The sequence below is a fragment of the Gordonia jinhuaensis genome (assembly GCF_014639795.1).
GTDB classification, from domain to species: domain Bacteria; phylum Actinomycetota; class Actinomycetes; order Mycobacteriales; family Mycobacteriaceae; genus Gordonia_B; species Gordonia_B jinhuaensis.
The window spans coordinates 46,883-65,716 of sequence record NZ_BMGC01000023.1 but is presented as its reverse complement, the minus strand read 5'-3'; the positions used below and the strand labels follow the sequence as shown (position 1 = coordinate 65,716).

20 protein-coding genes are annotated in these 18,834 nt (G+C 66.7%); 2 read left to right on the top strand and 18 right to left on the bottom strand.

Translation table 11 applies throughout. From position 1 onward, the window contains the following. Positions 1-215: 215 nt before the first annotated feature. From IEW22_RS14425 to IEW22_RS14415, 3 genes are all read right to left on the bottom strand, one after another. On the bottom strand, positions 216-548 hold the full coding sequence (locus IEW22_RS14425; RefSeq protein ID WP_188587306.1) for a histone-like nucleoid-structuring protein Lsr2: 333 nt from the start codon (positions 546-548) through the stop codon (positions 216-218). Positions 549-956: 408 nt separating this feature from the next. After that, positions 957-2,450, bottom strand: a complete 1,494-nt coding sequence (gene lysS, locus IEW22_RS14420; protein WP_188587321.1) for a lysine--tRNA ligase — start codon at positions 2,448-2,450, stop codon at positions 957-959. Between the two features lie 165 nt (positions 2,451-2,615). Then, positions 2,616-3,017 carry a rhodanese-like domain-containing protein gene (locus IEW22_RS14415; protein ID WP_229742703.1) on the bottom strand — a complete coding sequence of 134 codons (402 nt, stop codon included), beginning with the start codon at positions 3,015-3,017 and terminating at the stop codon, positions 2,616-2,618. Between the two features lie 329 nt (positions 3,018-3,346). Between IEW22_RS14415 and IEW22_RS14410 the strand changes: the two genes are divergently transcribed. Both IEW22_RS14410 and IEW22_RS14405 read left to right on the top strand, forming a co-directional pair. Next, positions 3,347-3,592 carry a hypothetical protein gene (locus IEW22_RS14410; RefSeq protein ID WP_229742701.1) on the top strand — a complete coding sequence of 82 codons (246 nt, stop codon included), beginning with the start codon at positions 3,347-3,349 and terminating at the stop codon, positions 3,590-3,592. A 142-nt stretch (positions 3,593-3,734) separates the two neighbouring features. Continuing rightward, on the top strand, positions 3,735-4,883 hold the full coding sequence (locus IEW22_RS14405) for an SPFH domain-containing protein (RefSeq protein WP_188587305.1): 1,149 nt from the start codon (positions 3,735-3,737) through the stop codon (positions 4,881-4,883). Here IEW22_RS14405 and IEW22_RS14400 read toward each other — a convergent pair. The 15 genes from IEW22_RS14400 to hpt all read right to left on the bottom strand — a co-directional run bounded on the left by IEW22_RS14400 (position 4,877) and on the right by hpt (position 18,784). After that, the gene (locus IEW22_RS14400; RefSeq protein WP_188587304.1) at positions 4,877-5,680 is read right to left on the bottom strand and encodes a type III pantothenate kinase; all 804 of its coding nucleotides are present in this window, start codon (positions 5,678-5,680) and stop codon (positions 4,877-4,879) included. The two genes, IEW22_RS14405 and IEW22_RS14400, sit on opposite strands and share 7 nt — an antisense overlap. A 3-nt stretch (positions 5,681-5,683) precedes the next feature. Further along, positions 5,684-6,121, bottom strand: a complete 438-nt coding sequence (gene panD, locus IEW22_RS14395) for an aspartate 1-decarboxylase (RefSeq protein WP_188587303.1) — start codon at positions 6,119-6,121, stop codon at positions 5,684-5,686. 12 nt (positions 6,122-6,133) lie between these two features. Continuing rightward, a complete protein-coding gene (gene panC / locus IEW22_RS14390; protein WP_188587302.1) occupies positions 6,134-7,066 on the bottom strand; it encodes a pantoate--beta-alanine ligase in 933 nt (310 codons plus the stop codon). Positions 7,067-7,135: 69 nt separating this feature from the next. After that, positions 7,136-8,062, bottom strand: a complete 927-nt coding sequence (locus IEW22_RS14385; RefSeq protein WP_188587301.1) for a Rossmann-like and DUF2520 domain-containing protein — start codon at positions 8,060-8,062, stop codon at positions 7,136-7,138. 143 nt (positions 8,063-8,205) lie between these two features. Continuing rightward, on the bottom strand, positions 8,206-9,456 hold the full coding sequence (locus tag IEW22_RS14380; RefSeq protein WP_188587300.1) for a DUF6779 domain-containing protein: 1,251 nt from the start codon (positions 9,454-9,456) through the stop codon (positions 8,206-8,208). 82 nt (positions 9,457-9,538) lie between these two features. Beyond that, a complete protein-coding gene (locus IEW22_RS14375) occupies positions 9,539-10,069 on the bottom strand; it encodes a DUF3180 domain-containing protein (RefSeq protein ID WP_229742699.1) in 531 nt (176 codons plus the stop codon). Then, the gene (gene folK, locus IEW22_RS14370; RefSeq protein ID WP_188587299.1) at positions 10,066-10,626 is read right to left on the bottom strand and encodes a 2-amino-4-hydroxy-6-hydroxymethyldihydropteridine diphosphokinase; all 561 of its coding nucleotides are present in this window, start codon (positions 10,624-10,626) and stop codon (positions 10,066-10,068) included. Before folK ends, IEW22_RS14375 begins: the two co-directional genes overlap by 4 nt. Next, positions 10,623-11,012, bottom strand: a complete 390-nt coding sequence (folB, locus tag IEW22_RS14365; protein WP_188587298.1) for a dihydroneopterin aldolase — start codon at positions 11,010-11,012, stop codon at positions 10,623-10,625. The genes folK and folB overlap by 4 nt, the downstream gene beginning before the upstream one ends. Next, positions 11,005-11,949 carry a dihydropteroate synthase gene (gene folP / locus IEW22_RS14360; RefSeq protein ID WP_455350616.1) on the bottom strand — a complete coding sequence of 315 codons (945 nt, stop codon included), beginning with the start codon at positions 11,947-11,949 and terminating at the stop codon, positions 11,005-11,007. The genes folB and folP overlap by 8 nt, the downstream gene beginning before the upstream one ends. A gap of 8 nt (positions 11,950-11,957) precedes the next feature. Continuing rightward, complete coding sequence (gene folE / locus IEW22_RS14355; protein WP_188587297.1) at positions 11,958-12,560, bottom strand: GTP cyclohydrolase I FolE; 603 nt, start codon at positions 12,558-12,560, stop codon at positions 11,958-11,960. Between the two features lie 172 nt (positions 12,561-12,732). After that, entirely contained in the window at positions 12,733-15,045 is a 2,313-nt protein-coding gene (gene ftsH / locus IEW22_RS14350; RefSeq protein WP_188587296.1) for an ATP-dependent zinc metalloprotease FtsH, read from the bottom strand. Positions 15,046-15,219: 174 nt separating this feature from the next. Further along, the gene (locus tag IEW22_RS14345; RefSeq protein ID WP_188587295.1) at positions 15,220-16,011 is read right to left on the bottom strand and encodes a glucose 1-dehydrogenase; all 792 of its coding nucleotides are present in this window, start codon (positions 16,009-16,011) and stop codon (positions 15,220-15,222) included. Then, positions 16,008-16,661 carry a TetR-like C-terminal domain-containing protein gene (locus tag IEW22_RS14340; RefSeq protein ID WP_188587294.1) on the bottom strand — a complete coding sequence of 218 codons (654 nt, stop codon included), beginning with the start codon at positions 16,659-16,661 and terminating at the stop codon, positions 16,008-16,010. Before IEW22_RS14340 ends, IEW22_RS14345 begins: the two co-directional genes overlap by 4 nt. Before the next feature lie 41 nt (positions 16,662-16,702). Then, positions 16,703-18,169, bottom strand: coding sequence for an amidase (locus IEW22_RS14335; RefSeq protein WP_188587293.1), 1,467 nt, complete (start codon positions 18,167-18,169; stop codon positions 16,703-16,705). 6 nt (positions 18,170-18,175) lie between these two features. Then, entirely contained in the window at positions 18,176-18,784 is a 609-nt protein-coding gene (gene hpt / locus IEW22_RS14330; RefSeq protein WP_188587292.1) for a hypoxanthine phosphoribosyltransferase, read from the bottom strand. Positions 18,785-18,834 lie beyond the last annotated feature (50 nt).

Sequence of the window (18,834 nt, the reverse complement as noted above, 5' to 3'; positions counted from 1 at the left end):
GATCGCGCTCGGCTTCCGCAACCTCAACCACTACATCTTGCGGTCACTCATCCACTCCGGCGGCCTGGCAGAACACCTACACGCACTCTGAATCAGGAAGAGCCCCTTTGATGTGTCGTCCGCACGTGCGGGCACTGCGGTGCGCCGCTGAGGTGTGCCGAGCGAATCAGTGAGCCGCCGCGTGAGTCAGAGAGCCTCCGCGTGGGTCAGAACCTTCAGTGAGCCTCGTTGTAGAGCTCCACGATCTCACTGGAGATGCGTCCCCGCGCAGAGACCGGATGGCCGTTTTCGCGAGCCCACTCCCGGATCGCGGCGGTGTCCTCACGACCGGCGACCTGACGAGTGGTGAGGCCCTTCGTGCGCTTACGGCCGCCGACGCGGCGTGCATGCTCGACCCAGCCGTCGAAGTCGGAGCGCAGTTTCGACGCATTCTTGTTCGACAGGTCGATCTCATAGGTCACACCGTCGATCGCGAACTCGACAGTCTCGTCGGCTGCCTTGTTCCCATCGACATCGTCGACGAGAGTCACCGTTACCTTTTTTGCCATCTGATTCCCCGATCACTCACGTACGCTTCTCATCGCGCAGTCTCTTCGCATCGCGCAGTCCTCTTTGCGCTTACTTCAGGGCCCGCAAACGATCCGAAATTCCACTCACCGTGGTGATTCGTTGCCATTCGAAACAAAGACGACTACACGACAACCCGGAACATGTTGCCAATTAACACAATTCGTCAATTCAGGGTCGATGTACCACCACGGGGAACAGATTCCGAATCCGGCTCCCCACTGGCGGAGGCGCCGAGAACGTTCCCTGCAAAGCAGGCTACCGACAGATTCGGATTTCATCCACCGCCACGCCCGAACATGTAGTCAATTCTCAGGAAATCAAAGATGTGCCACCGTGTGATATAGCGACTATCACCGTGGTGACGGCAATGATCTATCACAGGATCTTTAGCCCATCTTCGGTTGTTGGTTGGAAGGCTTCACCAATGGGAAGAGAATTGTCTCGCGTATCCCTAATCCGGTGAGCGCCATGAGAAGGCGGTCGATTCCCATTCCCGTTCCGGCAGTCGGCGGCATTCCGTGTTCCATCGCCGCAAGGAAGTCCTCGTCGAGTGCCATGGCCTCGTCGTCACCCGCGGAGGCCAGACGCGCCTGATCGACGAAGCGCTCCCGCTGGATGACCGGGTCGACGAGTTCGGAATAGCCGGTCGCCAACTCGAACCCGCGCACATAGAGGTCCCACTTCTCCACCACACCGGGTGTGGAGCGATGCGCACGGACCAGCGGGGAGGTCTCCACCGGGAAATCGCAGACAAAGGTGGGCCGGGTGAGGGTCGGGCCCACCAGGTGTTCCCACAATTCCTCGACGAGCTTTCCGTGCCCCCAGCCCTTTCCCTCGGGAACATCGAGGCCCACCCGGTCGGCGATCTCCACCAGATGTGTGAAACTCGTCTCCGGCGTGATTTCCTCACCCGCGGCGGCCGATAATGACGGATACATCTGCAGACGGTCCCATTCACCGCTGAGGTCGTATTGGGTGCCGTCGGGCATCGTCGGCGTCAACGTACCGATTGCCTCGAGTGCCACCTCTTGAATCACCTCACGCGTCATCGTGGCGGCGTCGTCATATGTGCCATAGGCCTGATAGGTCTCCAGCATCGCGAACTCCGGCGAATGCGTCGAATCGACACCTTCATTGCGGAAGTTCCGATTGATCTCGAATACCTTCTCGATCCCGCCGACCACGGCGCGTTTGAGGAACAATTCCGGGGCGATGCGCAGATAGAGATCGATGTCGAGTGCATTCGAATGTGTCACGAATGGTCGTGCAGCCGCCCCGCCGTGCAGTGTCTGCAACATAGGAGTCTCGATCTCGAGGAATCCGCGCCGTGTCAATGCCAGCCGGAGAGCAGCGAGCACGGCCACGCGGGTACGGGCCACCTGGCGGGCCTCGGGCCGCACGATGAGATCGACATAGCGCTGCCGGACACGCGATTCCTCGTTCATCTCCTTGTGCGCCACCGGCAGCGGGCGCAGCGCCTTCGATGCCATCTCCCAGCGGTCGGCCATCACGCTGAGCTCGCCGGTGCGGGAGCTGATCACCTGACCGTGGACGAATACGATGTCGCCGAGGTCGACGTCGGACTTCCATCGTGCGAGCGACTCCTCGCCCACACCGGCGAAGGAGATCATCGCCTGCAACTGGGTGCCGTCACCTTCCTGCAGGGTCGCGAAACAGAGCTTGCCCTTGTTGCGCAGGAAAATCACCCGGCCGGCAACGCCGACGAGTTCGCCGGTCTCGGTGCCCGGTTCGAGATCGGGATATGTCTGGCGGATCTCGGCCAGCGAATGCGTGCGGCCCACGGACACCGGGTAGGCCTGATATCCCTCCGCCAGGATCCGGTCGCGCTTCTCACGCCGGATGCGCTGCTGTTCGGGCACCGGATCGGCATACGCATCGGTGGCACCGGATGCTCCAGCAGCACCGGTGGACGGGGTGACATTTCGATCTGGCGTGTCGTTCACGGTCACAACGTTAACCGCGCGACATCTGCCTGCCGAAATGCGGGGCGAACCGAGATGGCCCGGCGCGCTCTGCGCACCGATTCAGTGTGCCGAGTAGGCAGCCGCCTCGCGTGCGGTGTGTTCGCCGGGCATCCCGGCGACCAACCGCGTGCGCCGCAGCGCGCGATGTCCGCCGGCCACACTGCGTGCACCGATCACACCCCGGGCGTGCAGATGCCAGGTGAGCCATTCCGCGTCATGTCCGTCCTCGCTGATCACCAGCCAGCGCGAGTCGAACGCCGCGGTGCGCAGCGAGGCTGATCCGCCAGGGGTGAGGCGGTCGACGAGATCGTCGGCGTCGATCGCCAGCGCACCGAGGATCACCCCGTCGCGGTCGCGCTGGGCCTGATCGCGCACATCGATCGGGATCGCGCCGGCCTCGAGGGCCGCCGGCACGGTTGCCGCGGGCAGCGACAGCGGGACGTCGGGGCGGCGAACCGTCACCACGGACTGGGTCCGAACGGAAGAGAGCAGAACAGAAGTGTGGGTGTACATGACTACCTCAGGAGTGATCACGAGAGAAATGGTCGGGAGTCGGCGAGAAGGGCGAGACGCTCATCGCACGGCCGAACACGACCGGCGGGCAGCTCAGCCCTGACAACACTCCCGACAGCTCATGATCACGACGGAGATTGTGCCACATGCAGCGCCGAGGCGACAGCGAACACCGATATCCGAGGGCACACCGAGATCCGGGGCACACCGAGATCCGATGTCGTCCGGCCGACCGACTCGTCTGGAGATCGCGGCCCCCGATCAGGCAGGATGACCGCGTGCAGTCACAGCTCGTCGGCCGGATCGGCGTGATCACCGTGCCCGTGCGGGCAACCAACGGGTCGCAGGGAGCCGGCGCCGATCGGCTCGGCGAGGTCGAGCTGGTGATCAACGGTGTGCACGAGACCTATCTGTGCACCGCGGCCACCGACATCGACGCCGACCGCGACGTGCTGGTGATCGGCGACGAAGGCGCCAGGCGACTGGTCGTCGAACCGTGGACGGCCCTGCCGGGTCGACGCTGAGTTCGACTCGCGCCGACGCTGTCCCCCCCGACCGGAGAAGGCTTTTCCCAGACTGACGGCGACGACCAACGGCGAAGACGACCAACGGAAAAGACACAGTACCGATCGAGACCAACCGATCGACAACAATGGAGGTTCTGCAGTGCTGGGCTATCACGTCCCCGATCCTGACGAAGCCATGCTCATATCCGGAAAGAAATCCGGATCCTCCGACGAGCCATTCCTGGTGATCGTCGGTCACGGCAAATGGGTGATGCCGTTCTTCCGCCGGGTCACCTATTTGTCCCTGGCGATGAACGAGGCCCATGTCGAGGAGACCTGTGTGACCACCCAGGGCATCCAGCTGCGCGTGAAGGCGGTCATCGCCCACAAGGTCGGCGGCGACAAGCCCTCGATCATCTCCGCCGGACAGCGCTTCTCCTCCGAACAGGAACGCGAGATGTCGCAGCTGACGGGTCAGATCTTCTCCGGGCATCTGCGCTCGATCGTCGGCTCGATGACCGTCGAACAGATAATCCGGGAACGCGACACCCTCGCCCGCCAGGTGCTCGAAGCGTCCAAGCGCGAGATGGGCACCATCGGTCTGGTCGTCGACTCGTTCCAGATCCAGTCGATCGACGACCTCGGATCCGGTTACATCAACGCACTCGCCCAGCCGGAGATCGCGCGCGTGCAACGCGAGGCGGCCATCGCGCAGGCCCAGGCCGATCAGGCTGCCGCCGAGGCGCAGCAGCAATCACTGCGTGCGCAGGCCGACTACGAGCGCGACACCACCATCAAGCGTGCGACCATCAAATCCGAGACCGACAAGGCGCAGGCCGAGGCCGCCCAGGCCGGGCCACTGGCCCAGGCGACTGCCGAGAAGGCGATCGCCGAGCAGCGCGCACAGCTCGCAGAATCGCTTGCGCTGCAACGTGAGAAGGAGCTGATGTCGGAGGTCATCAAACCGTCGGAGGCACGCGCCCGCGCGATCACCATCGAAGCACAGGCGCAGGGTGAGGCCACTCGCATCGCGGCCGAGGCCGCCGCGGCGCACAACCGCATCGCCCTCGATCAGCAGCTGATCGATCAGCTGCCCCAGATCGTCGCTTCACTGGCATCCGGACTCAACGGCGCCAACGTGTCGGTGGTCAACGGCGCCGACGGGGTGAACGAACTGCTCACCGGACTTCTCGCCCAGGGCGGCAGCGTCATCAAGACGCTGCAGCATCAGTTCCGCGACGAGTCCGCGGGCGGCACCTCGGCCGAGGGGTCAGCCGACGGTTCGACCAACGGTCTGCCGACTCACTGACGTCGGCGTGAGTGCTCACGCTGACGCTCATAGACCAGCCGCAGCCCCTCGAGGGTGAGGTATTCGTGATGGGCGTTCAGCGTGCGGCATTCGTCGAAGACCAGCGGGGCCAGGTATCCGGTGGCCACCACCACCACATCGTCGGCATCGAAGCCGGGCACGTCACGGCGGATGCGCCCGACCAAACCGTCGACCTGTCCGGCGAATCCGTACAGGATGCCCGACTGCAACGCCTCGACGGTGTTCTTCCCGATCACGCTGCGGGGTGGACGCAATTCCACCTTCCGCAGCGTGATCGTGCGTTCGGCGAGCGCCTCCACCGCGATGTCGATACCCGGCGCGATGGCACCGCCGAGGAACTCCCCCTTTGCCGACACCGCGTCGACGAGCGTCGTGGTTCCGAAAGCAACCACCACACAGGGCTTTTCATACGTGGAGAAGGCTGCGAGCGCATTCGCCACCCGATCGGTGCCCACCTCCTTGGGATTGTCGACGAGCAGCGGAACACCCGTACGCACACCGGGTTCGAGCAGCACATGGGTCGCCGAGCCGAAATACCGCGGCATCATCACCCGCATCTCGCGCAGCAGCGACGGAACGGTCGACAGACCCACGACGCCGGTCACCGACTCGATGTCGGAGCCGAGCAGTCCGCGCAACATCAACGCGAATTCGTCTGCGGTCATCCGCGCTTCGCTGCGTATCCGCCAGTCGGCGACCAGCCGCGCATGCGAACCGCTGCCGGCGAACACCCCGAGATGGATGTTGGTGTTACCGACGTCGAGTGCCAGCAGCATCGGTCAGCCCCGACCCGTGGACACGGCATGCGAATCGAGTCGGGGGTCGCGCAGCCCCGACCCCGCCGGTGCGTGCGCGGCATCGTCACCGGCGTGGATGATCCGGTTGTTCTCGTCGACGAACACCACATGCGGGGTGTAGGAGGCGATCTCGGTCTCGTCGAACACGCCGTAGGCGATGATGATCACCAGGTCTCCCGGATGCACCAGATGTGCCGCGGCACCGTTGATCCCGACCACCCCGCTATCCGCGGCACCGGCGATCACATAGGTGTCCAGGCGCGCGCCGTTGTCGATGTCGACGATCGTCACCTTCTCACCCTCCAGCAGGTCGGCGGCGGCGAGCAGGTCGGCGTCGATCGTCACCGAACCGACGTAGTGCAGATCGGCACCCGTCACCGTGGCGCGGTGGATCTTCGAGGTCATCATCGTGCGCAGCATCTGCTTGTCCCCTCAGGCCTGCGGCCAGTCGGCCATCGGATCGCGGTCGCGGAACCCGGTACCCAGGGCCACACCCACGTTGTCGAGGAGTCTCGTCGAACCGATCCGCGCCGCCACCAGCAACCTCGCATCACCCTGCTCGGGCGGCGGGCCCAGTGTCGGAGAACGTAATTCGAGATAGTCGACCTCGAGGTCGGGATAGAGGTCCAGGATCGATCGCGCGGTCTGCACCACCTTCTCGGCACCGTCGGCGGCGCTGTGCGCCCCGGCGACCAAGGCCGCCGACAACGCGGTGGCGACCTCGCGCTGGTCGGCGGACAGGTAGGTGTTGCGGGAGGAAAGGGCCAGCCCGTCGGCCTCGCGCACCGTCGGCACCCCGATGATCTCGGTGTCGACATCGAGATCATCGACCATCTGCCCCACCAGAACCAGCTGCTGGTAATCCTTCTCACCGAAGTAGGCCGCATTGGGGACCACGATGTTGAGCAGTTTGAGCACCACGGTGAGCATTCCGGCGAAATGCGTCGGACGGCTGTGCGCCTCCAGATCTGTTCCGGCCGGTCCGGGGACGACGGTGGTCCGCGGTCCGTTGGGATACATGGCCGCTGCTGTCGGCGCGAACACCAGCTCCACACCCAGCTCGTCGAGGAGTTCCAGGTCGCGGTCGAGTGTGCGCGGGTAGGCCTCGAGATCCTCACCGGCCCCGAACTGCAGCGGGTTGACGAAGATCGACACCACCACCACGGTGTTGCCGGCCGACTTCGCCGCCTGCACCAGTTCGAGATGCCCCGCGTGCAGAGCACCCATCGTCGGCACCAGTGCCACCCGCCGGCCGGTCTTGCGCAGCACCGAGGTCACCCGATGCAGCTCGGCCGGATCGTCGTGCAGGGTCAATTCGCCTGCGGTGAAGGGCTTGTCACGTCGAAAATGGTCTGCATTGGCCATCTGGATTCTCCTGGAGCTGGGATGATGTGGTCAGGCAACTGGCGGCGTGCGGTCAGGTCGGTGCGCGGATCAGGATTCGTCGAGTTCGGCGATCACGTCGGCGACAGGTGCGGTCGAGTAGTGGGCTGCGCGGCGAGCCATCGCCCGATAACCTTCGGCCACACCGGGATCGGCCTCACCGAGTGCTTCGAGGTGAGCCGCGACGGTCTGAGCGTCACCGCGCGCAACCGGCCCGGTGAGTGCGGCGGGTCCGAGTTCGAGCACATTGCGCAGCGCCGCGGTGACAAGCGGCGCGAGAAGATGTTCGGGGAGCCCGCCCGGCCGGTTGTCGATCGGCTCCTGACCGGGCAACTCCTGTCCGGCGAGCGCGATCCGCAGCGTCGCGACCGCATCACAGATCAGCGCGACAAGATGATTGGCGCCGTGTGCGAGCGCAGCGTGATAGAGCGACCGGGCCTCCTCGCGCACGCGCACCGGCTCACCGCCCATCTCCAGGACGAGTGCCTGTGCGATCGCATAGCCCACCTCGTCGGCCGCGGTGATGCCGAAGCAGGCGCTGCGCAGATGCTCGGTGTCCTCGGGGCTACCCACAAAGGTCATCGCCGGGTGCAGCGCGAGTGGAGTGGCGCCGAGTTCGATCAGCGGGGCGAGCACCTCGACACCGTGTGCGCCTGCGGTGTGCGCGACGATGGTCCCCGGACGCAGTTCGCCGGATACCGCGATCTCGGTGACGATCGACTCGAGTTCGTCGTCGGGCACGCTGACGATCAGCAGTTCCGACATACCGACCACCCGCGGGACGGGCGCGATCTCGGACTCCGGCAGTCGCTGCTTCACCCGGTCGATGTTGGCCTTCGACGTGGCCGCAACAGCACCCACCACATGTCCGGCGGATTCGAGGGCCTCACCGAGTGCGGTGCCGACCCGGCCGCCCGAGACGATCCCCACAGTCAGCCGTGCGGGCGCAGGCCAGTTGTCGATACCCGTCGAGGTCAACGGTGTCCCCTCCTAGATCCGTTCCAGTCCCGAGCGATCACGGGTACCGGACGTCGACCACGAGAATAGGTGCGCCGGTGTGGGGAGTCACATTCTGTGGCCCGGATCACCCGGCCACGAACTGCGATGCAGATCGGTCCAATTCAGTCGGCGCGCCGACGGCGACGCCCGGCGCCGACGTCACCGGCATCCTCGGCGGCGGTCCGCCACTGAGCGAGCAGGTCGCTCACCGAGCGCCCGGCGTAGTGCGCACCGGATTCGTCGTCCTCGTCGGCGCGCTCGTCGGCAGGGTTCTCCCCGGCGTGCGCACTGCCGTTGATCAGCGTCGCGGCCGGATGTCCGTTGCGCTCGTGGCGGCCTTCGTGCTCGGGCTCCTCGAGCTCGAGAGTCTCGGTGTCGACAGCCTCGGTCTCAAGAGCTTCGGTCGCCTGCGTATCGGCCTCAAGAGGCTCGTCCTCATCGTCTTCGACGACGGTCGCATCCTCGGGTTCCGGCGGCGCGGGCGGTTCGGACGAATGGGCTCCGCCGCCGCTGTCCTCGCGCGGCAACTCGTCGCCGACACGGCTGTCCTCCGTGCCGGATGTGGCGAAAGAAGAATCAGCGGAACCGAATTCACCGACCGGACCCGCCGCCTGTGCCGATGTCGTCGGGTCGGGTGTGGCCTCAGAGGCACCGGTCTGGCCGACACGCGCATCGGCCTGTGCCAGCATCTCGTCGGTGATGGCGGGGATCACCTCGGTGCGCTCCTCGGACGGCTGTGCCCCGGCCCCGGCCCGAAGGTCGAGCGGCGGCGGTGCCGTCGCTGCGAAATCACGCTCGGCGAGTACATCGTCACGTCCCCGGTCCTCGAATCCCGAGTCACCGAAACCCGGGTCCTCGCGTCCGGTCTGCGGGCCGGTCGCCGCGCTCGAGGATCCGGCCAGTTCACGCATTCGGTCACGCTCGAGTGCGCTGGGCCCGTCGAGCAGGTCGGTCCCCAGGAGCCGCTCGAGGCTGGCCCGCAACGAGGACACCTGCGCCTTGAGGTCGTCGAGATCCTCGGAGGCCTCGGCACGCACCTCCTGGCGGATCTGGTTCTCCACGGTCAGCTCGTACTGCCGCCGCGCATTGATCTCGCGTTCGAGTTGCAGCTCGTACACCAGCCGCAGGTCGCGTGCCTTGCTCTCCGACGCCTCGGCTTGCCTGCGGTACTTGGTGACCAGGATCGCCCCGATCACCGCGGCCCACAGTGCGGCGATGACCGCGATGCTGCCCACCACACTCAGCGACGACGTGAACACCATGACGATGCTCGCGACGATCGCCAGGACGAGCAGCAACCCCAGGAGCCACTGACTGGGACTCGCGCCGCGTGTGCGCGCCGCGTCGGTCTTGCGCGCCCGAGACGTAGTCATGCTCGGTAACATACCTGTGAAGTTCACGCCATCAAATCAAGGTCGCCGGAGAGTCCGCCCACAATCGGACTCCGCGCCGAGTTCACGCAGGTGGGTCCGAGGACGGATCATCGGGTGCGCGGCAGCAGTACTCCAGCCACAGAGCCGCGGCCACCAGCAGCACACCCCCGACCAGACCGATCAGTGCCGGCGTCTTGTCGTCGTCGGCCGCGGCGAGATCAGCACGGAACAGGTACACCGACATCCCGGCGAAGACCCCGGTCCCGATGGCTCCGAGGATCGACGAGGCCTTTGCCAATGCGACCAGCCTGGCCACCGTCAGCGGGTGGACGTGCCCGCTGACCGCGGAGATCTCGCGTGATGAGACGCGCTTGCGCACGAAGAAGCCGATCACCACCTCCAGTGCCGCGAGGATGTAGAGCACTACCCCCGCGAACAGCGGCAGCGGTGGCATGCTCCCGTAGTTGAACCGCACCAGGATCCATGCCAGCACACCGGCGACCACCGCGATCACCAGCAGATCACGCACCCGCGTGGGTCCGGTACCGGGTTCTTTGTCGCCCGGCGCCCGGTCCCTGTTCGGTCCGCCCGGCGGCAACTGGTCGTAGGTCACCGCGTCTCCCCCGGCACCGCCACCATCGGACCCCACACGGCATCGGATCGGCGGACGCCGGTCCGCTCGGTGTCGGGCAGCTCCGCGATCAGATCGACGACCCGCACCGGGGCGGATCGGGTGGGCAGCGTGGCATCGGAGTCGGCATCGGCCCAGGGGATCAACACGAAGGCGCGCTCGGCGGCATGCGGATGGGGCAGCGTCAGTTCGGGGTCGTCCTGCACAACGGCGTGCCCGTCGACGTCCACGCTCACCACGTCGACATCGAGGGTGCGCGGGCCCCAGCGCACCTCACGGTGACGGTCGGCGGCGCGTTCGAGCTCCTGACCCGCGCGCAGCCACGCCCACGCGTCGCGTCCCGGGTCGTCCACGATCAGCACGGTGTTGAGGAAATCCTGCTGGTCGACACCACCCCAGGGTGAGGTCACATAGACCGCCGAAATACCCACCACCGACGTCCCCGCATCGCCCGTGTCGGCGAAATACCGGTACACCGACTGCAGATGACCGAGGCGGTCACCGATGTTGGAACCTATCGACAGTACGGCGCGGCTCACAGCGGTTGCACCCGCGCCCGCATCGACTTGCGTGATCGGCGGGCGACGACGGCCACGTCGGCGAAGGTCAACGGGATCGGCGCCGAGGGCTTGTGGATGGTGACCTCACACGCGAACACCCGCTCGTCGGCCATCACGTCGTCGGCCACGAGTCCGGCGACCCTCTCGATCAGATTATGCGGTTCACCTGCGACGATGTCGTGGACGCGCTGAGCGAGTGCGCCATAGTCGATCGTGCGGGTCAGGTCGTCGGTGGCTGCGGCGTCGGCCAGATCCAGCCAGCAGATCACATCGACGAAGAAGTCCTGACCGTCACGACGCTCGTGATCGAACACCCCGTGATGGCCGCGCACCTTCAGCCCGCGCAGCTCGATCCGGTCAGTCATCTCGACTCCCCACCTCACTGTCGTCATCTGATGTCGCACCCGCATCCGGTCTGCCGCTCTGGGCGGTCGAGACCTCGGTGATGTCGGCACGTCCGGCGCGGGCGCCGCCGGCCTGCCAGGCTCGCGCCACCGCGATCGCATCACGGCTGCTGCCCGCGTCATGCACCCGCACACCCCATGCGCCGTGTGTGGCGGCCAGCGCCGAGATCGCCGCAGTCGCCACGTCACGCCCGGAAGGCGGACGCGGTCGGCCGTCGGTCTCCAGCAGCGACCCGAGGAAACGTTTGCGCGAGGCGCCCACGAGCACCGGGAAGCCCAGCCCCACCAGCGTGGGCAGCTCGTGCAGCAGCGCCCAGTTGTGTTCGGCGGCTTTGGCGAAGCCGAGTCCCGGGTCGAGGATCAACCGCGCAGGATCAACACCTGCGGTGACCGCGGCGTCCACCTGCGCCAGCAATTCCCCACTCACCTCGGCGACCACGTCCCGGTAGCCGCCGACCGCCGACACGTCATGACCGAAACGTGCGACGCGCGCGGTCGCGTCCCCGACCGGTCGCCAGTGCATCAGGATCCACGGAACGTCGTGGGCGGCGACGACTTTGCCCATGTCCGCGTCAGCGCGACCGCCCGAGACGTCGTTGACGATCCGGGCGCCCGCGGCGAGCGAGGCCTCGGCGACACGGGCGCGCATGGTGTCGACCGACACCGAGATGCCGTCCTGTGCCAGTGCGGTGATCACCGGCGCGATCCGCGCGGTCTCGATCTCGGGGTCTACGCGCACCGCGCCCGGCCGTGTCGACTCACCGCCCACGTCGATGATCTCGGCGCCCTCGGCGATCAGCTGATGTGCGTGAGCGATCGCCTTGTCCGCATCGACGTAGCGGCCACCGTCGGAAAACGAATCGGTGGTCACGTTGACGATGCCCATCACGAGGGTCATCGGCTACGTCAGCGTCCCCGGCTGATGAGGTCGAGCGCCTCGCCGCGCGAGACCGCACTCGACTTGAACTGTCCGCGCACCGCCGAGGTGGTGGTCACCGCGCCCGGCTTACGGATACCGCGCATCGCCATGCACAGATGCTCGCATTCGATCACCACGATCACCCCGCGCGGGTCGAGCCGCCGCACGATCGCATCGGCGATCTGTGTGGTGAGCCGCTCCTGGACCTGGGGCCGCTTGGCGTAGAGGTCGACGAGCCGGGCGAGTTTGGACAGGCCGGTGACCCGTCCGCTCTTTCCGGGGATGTAGCCGACATGTGCCACACCGTGGAACGACACCAGATGGTGCTCACAGGTCGAGTAGAGCGGGATGTCGCGGACGAGGACGAGTTCGTCGTGTCCCACGTCGAAGGTGGTCGCCAACACGTCGTCGGGGTTCTCGTGCAGGCCCGCGAACATCTCCTCGTAGGCGCGCGCGACGCGCGCCGGGGTGTCCTTGAGTCCGTCCCGGTCGGGGTCCTCCCCAATCGCGATCAGCAACTCCCGGACTGCGGCTTCCGCGCGTGGTGCGTCGAACGTCGATGTCGCCTCACCCTGGTGTGCGACGGTCATCTGAGCATCCTCCATCGTCGATTCGCGAGGCGTTGCCGGGCATTCGTCGTCGGCGGTCATCGGCCGGCTCCGGCGTCAGCCTCGACAGAATTCATCCCGGTCCGAACAGATCCGGCCGATACGCGCACGCGCCCGCTGATCGATGCGGGCGCCTGCGACGCGGGGTGGCGCCTCAGTACTGGTGGCCGTTGCCGTTGGTGCCACCCTGATCTCCGTCGTTGTGACCGTCACGGGGAGGCCAGCCCGATGCCGACCAGTCGCGCGGCGCACCGTAGTCGGGGTACGTCCCGCCATCGTGGCGACCGCCGGCCGGCGGGGTGTTCTGCTGCGGGGGGTATCCCGGGTTCTGGTCGTGCGGGATGGGCTGCGGCTGGGACTGATGCCCCGGGTTGCCGTATCCGGGCCCCTCGTATCCCGGTGCCGGATAACCCTGCGGGTAGCCGGGATATCCCTGGCCGTTGGGGCCGGGCTGATGCCCGTTGACCGGACCGACGCCACCGGAACCGTTCACCGGTGCCGCACCGACGGTTTCGCGGGAGCGATCCTGCGAACCCTCCGGCGGCCACGGCTCGCCCCGTTCGAGCGCCAGCTCACGCGGCGTCTTCACCGGCGGCTTGTCGCTGGGCGTGCGCTCACCGAAGTCGTTGAAAGTGGTGATTCGCGGCCGCTTCTCAACATTGGCGAAGATCGCCTCGAGATCCTTACGCGTCAGCGTCTCCTTCTCGAGCAGCTGGGTGGCCAGCTCGTCGAGGGTGTCGCGGTACTGCGTGAGGATCGACCACGCCTCGGTGTGGGCGGCCTCGATCAGGCGACGCACCTCGTCGTCGATCTCGCTGGCCACCTCGGCGCTGTAGTCGCTCTGGGCTCCCATGCTGCGTCCGAGGAACGGATCGCCCTGTTCCTGGCCGTAGCGCACCGCACCGAGTTTGGCGCTCATGCCGTATTCGGTGACCATCGCGCGGGCGATCTTGGTGGCCTGGTCGATGTCGGAGGACGCACCGGTGGTGGGCTCGTGGAAGACGAGCTCCTCCGACGCACGACCGCCCATCGCCATCACCAGGCGGGCGATCATCTCCGACCGCGTCATGAGGTCTTTGTCCTGCTCCGGCACGGCCAGGGCGTGACCGCCGGTGCGACCGCGGGCGAGGATGGTGACCTTGTAGATCGGGTCGAGATCGGGCATCGCCCAGCCGGCGAGGGTGTGTCCGCCCTCGTGGTAGGCCACGATCTTCTTCTCCTGATCGGAGATGACGTGGCTCTTGCGTCGCGGACCGCCGATCACACGATCGACCGATTCCTCCAACGTCTCGTTGGTGATCACCGATTTGTTCTCACGCGCGGTGAGCAGTGCGGACTCGTTGACCACGTTGGCCAGGTCGGCACCGGACATCCCCGGGGTGCGCTTGGCCAGCCCGGACAGGTCGACATCAGGTGCCACCGGCTTGCCCTTGATGTGGACCTGCAGGATCTGCAGTCGGCCCTTCATGTCGGGCGCGCCGACCGGGATCTGCCGGTCGAAACGGCCGGGGCGCAGCAACGCCGGGTCGAGGATGTCGGGACGGTTGGTCGCGGCGATGACGATGATGCCCGACCGGTCACCGAAGCCGTCCATCTCCACCAGCAGCTGGTTGAGGGTCTGCTCGCGCTCGTCGTGACCGCCGCCGAGGCCGGCACCACGCTGACGACCGACGGCGTCGATCTCGTCGACGAAGATGATGCACGGGGCATTGCTCTTGGCCTGCTCGAACAGGTCGCGCACACGGGAGGCACCGACACCGACGAACATCTCCACGAAATCCGAACCGGAGATGGTGAAGAACGGCACCCCCGCCTCACCGGCCACGGCACGGGCGAGCAGTGTCTTACCGGTGCCGGGCGGACCGTAGAGCAGCACGCCACGAGGGATCTTGGCGCCCAGGGCCTGATAGCGCTGCGGGTTCTGCAGGAAGTCCTTGATCTCCCGCAGCTCCTCGACTGCCTCATCCGCACCGGCCACATCGGCGAAGGTGGTCTTGGGCATGTCCTTGGACAACTGCTTGGCCTTGGATTTGCCGAAGCCCATCACGCCGCCCTTGCCGCCGCCCTGCATGCGGTTCATGACGAAGAAGAACAGGCCGAAGAGGATGATCATCGGCAGCAGGTAGACCATGAGCTGCCAGAACACCGACTGCTGGGTGACGTTGGTCTGGTACTTGGCTCCCGAGCGCTGAACGTCGGTGAAGATCTGCGCACTGGCCCCGTCGGGGTATTTGGTGCTGATCTTGTCGGAGCCGTCGACATCGTTCTTGAGCGTCAGACGCAGACGCTGCTCACGATCGTCGATCTGGACTTCCGAGACGTTCTTGTCCGTCAGCTGACTGATGGCCACAGAGGTGTCGACACTCTTGTAGTCCCTGTTGTTGTCGTGGAGCACGGACCAGCCCCAGATCGCCACGATGATGACGGCGATGATCGCGAGATTGCGAAAGACTGTCTTACGGTTCATTCGGTCTGTTCCCGGCTGGGCCGGCGCATCCCTTCAACGAGTCGGTTACACCTGATCTAACAGGCTACCCGCTAACGATCGGCGACGGTCGAGCGTTCCCCCGTGGGCGAAATCGGCGCATTTCCCCAGGTGTGCGCGACGCCCGGGACGAATGCCGGTTCACATGCGCCCCGGTCAGGCGTCCGCACGCATGTTGTTACCGGCCGTTTCGCCCCCGTCGATCGCGATAGTGGCCCCCGAGACGAAGGCCGACTCGTCGGATGCGAGGTAGACCACCAGCGCGGAGATCTCTTCCGGTGCGGCGTCGCGGCCGAGTGGGATCTGGTCGAATCCGCGCTCGAGTCCGGCGGTGAGCGGGGTGCGTACCGAGCCCGGGTGGATCGAGTTCACGCGGATGTTGTCGCCGCCGAGTTCCAGCGCTGCGGTCTTCGTCAAGCCCTGCACACCCCACTTCGCGGCGGCGTAGGCGGCACGGTTCTTGAACCCGGTGAGGCCGGCGATCGACGAGATGTTGATGATCGACCCGCCGCCGGCCGCACGCAATGCGCCGATGGCGACGTGCATCCCCAGGAAGACGCCGTTGAGATCGACGTCGATGGTCGTGGCGAACTGTGCCGGGTCGGCGTCCTCGACGGAACCGCGGGTGAAGATGCCGGCGTTGTTGATCAGCACGTCCAGCCGTCCGAATGTGCTGGTGGTGACGTCGACGGCATGGGCCCACGATTCCTCGCTGGTGACGTCGAGGTGGACGAACACGGCATTGGACTCGCCGAGTTCCGCGACGAGTGCGGCGCCGTCGTCGTCGAGGAGGTCGCCGATCACCACCCGCGCACCCTGAGCGACCAGTGCGCGCGCATGAGAGGCGCCCATCCCCCGTGAGCCGCCCGAGATGAGTGCGACCTTGCCGGCGAGCCTGCCCCCGTTGGTGCTGGTGGCGACGGTGCTGATGGCGACTGGGGTGGTCATGATGGTTGTCCTTCTTCCGTTGACGTGGGCACGGCCGGCCGCGTCGGGGCGGCGCCGTGCAGTGTGATGTCGAGCAGCGCCCGCGCCGCCGCCTCGTCGAGCGTCCCGACCAGATGCGGGAGCAGGATGCGCTGGTACATCGCTCCCCACAGCAGATCGATCACGATCTCGGGCTCGACGTCGTCACGCAGCTGACCGCGCATCCGCCCGAGGCGAAGCAGTGCGACCAGTCGGTGTCGGCGCGGCCCGAAATAGTGGTCGGAAAACGACGCGGCCATTGCCGGGTCGAGCTGTGCGGCGCCGATCAGCTGCGCGGCGGCACGGCGATGGCGCGGGTCGCGCATGGTCTCGACGAATGCCGACATCACCGCGGCGAGATCGGCCCGCAGGTCGCCGGTGTCACGAATCGGCATGTCCACACCGACCGAGGCGACGTAGGCGTCGAGTGCGAGTGCAGCCGGTGAGTCCCAGTGTTTACGCAGTGTGACCCGGCTGACGCCACTGGCGGCGCTCACCGAGCTGAAGTCGACGGCGGCCGGCCCACCGTCGGCGAGCAGCAGGGCCGCAGCGCCGATGACGTCGTCGCGCACCTGCGACCAGGCACGTCGTCCGCGTCCGCGGGTCTGCGCTCCGGTCCGGTTGTCGCTCACACCCAACTATATGTCCACCGTGGATATATAGCAATGCAGCGTCAGTACCCGGGCGCGACCCGCTGCCACGGACGCTGCCGCTCGATCTGAGCGGCCAGACCGAGCAACAGCGATTCCGAACCCGGACGCGCCGCGAGCTGGACGGCCACCGGCGTCCCCGAAACCGGATGCACGCCGGTGGGGATCGAGATCGCCGGCCAGCGCAGCAGGTTGAACAGTCCCGGATAGGGCGCATAGGAGACGTTGGCGATCACATTGGCCAACCACCCCCGCCGCGACCACTGACGGGCCCGGATCGGCGGTCGGGCCAGCGTCGGGGTCATGATGACCTGCGCCCACGCGAGGTCCATACACCGCTCGATCCGACTGCGGATATCGTCGATCTGACTGTCGCGCACCAGATTTCGATCGATGACCAGCTTCCCCAGTCGCGCATGGACCTTGGTCCGGCGCTGCAGCAGATCCGGTGCGCCGCCGTCGGCGGTCAGCGAGTCGACATCGCCGGCCACCCCGCCGACCCAGCGGTACAGCAGTGGCAGCGGGTTGGTCGGATAGGCCAGCGGCATCCGCGCGATCCGATGACCGGCATTGCCGAACAACGACTCGCATTCGGTCTGACTGGCGTCGAAATAGGGGTCGGGCCGACCGAGTGCGGTCGGGAAGTTGTGTGCCGACAGGATCGTCAGCGCCGCCGGATCGTGCACCGTGGCGTAGGACGCGTCGCCGGCCAACACCGAGAGCATCAGCGCCGCATCGGCCACGGTCGTGGCGATCGGGCCGTTCTCCGACATCCCGTACCAGCCGTGCGGATCGGTGGTCGGCGAATCCGCCGCTTCGAGCAGTCCCGGCACCACCCCGGGACCGGGCTTGATGCCGACCAGCCCGCAGTCGGCCGACGGGATGCGGATGGATCCCAGACCATCGTTACCCAGGGCGATCGGCACCTGGCCGGAGGCGACAGCCGAGGCCGAGCCACCCGAGGACCCGCCGGCGGTACGCGCGGTGTTCCACGGATTGCGGGTCACCGATCCGGGACGGTCGGTCGCACCCCAGACGCACAGCTCCGGGACCGCGGTGGTGCCGACCACCACGGCACCGGCCGCGACGAGGCAAGCCACCGCCGGGTGATCGGAGCCCTGCGCCACGGGACTGGTCGCCGCCGAGCCGATCGTCAGCACCTCGCCTGCGACGCCGACGTTGTCCTTGATGGCCACCGGCACCCCGGCGAGCGGGAGGTCGCGCAGATGCGGATGCGTCGACAGCGCACGCGCGCGCTCGAGTGCGTCAGCCTCGCGCACCGAGACGAAGGCACCCAGATTTCCGTCGCGTGCCTGGATGCGACTCAGTGCACGCGTGACCGCCTGCTCTGGGGTCAGCCGACCGGCTCGGACCGCCGCCGCGATCTGAGCCGCGGTGCGCGGCGAAGTGTCTGTCGCAGTGGAGGATTCACCGTCGCTCGGCAGCGCCGAGGAGTCGCCGGACCGGGGTGCACCGGTGCGCCAGGCCATGGTCGCTCAGCGCTCGTAGACCGCCGGCCGCAACCGGCCGATATAGGGCAGATCGCGATAGCGCTCCGCGTAGTCGAGGCCGTAACCCACCACGAAGTCGTTGGGGATGTCGAAGCCGACGTCGGCGACCTCGACGATGTTGCGCACCGCCTCCGGTTTACGCAGCAGCGTGCACACCTGCAGCGAACGCGGGTGACGCGTCGCGAGATTCTTCATCAACCAACTGAGCGTGAGGCCGGAGTCGATGATGTCCTCGACGATCAGCACATCGCGACCGGCGATGTCACGGTCGAGGTCTTTGAGGATCCGAACCACACCGGAGGTGGACGTCGACGAGCCGTACGAGCTCACCGCCATGAATTCCATCTGCGACGGGATCGGCAGCGCGCGGGCGAAGTCGGTCATGAACATGATCGCGCCCTTGAGCACGCCGACGAGGACCAGATCGTCTTCGGCATCGGCGTAGCGTGCAGCCACCGATTCGGCCAGCTCGGCGATGCGCTGCTGGATCTGCTCCTCGGTGATGAGCACGGCCTCGATGTCACCGGAATACGCGCCGTCGGGGACGTCGGCACTCTCGGCGGACAGCGTCCTGGCGGACTGGTCTGAGGTCATCGCGCGCGCCACCCCTTCGATACGGATCCGCAGGGCGTCACATATACGCG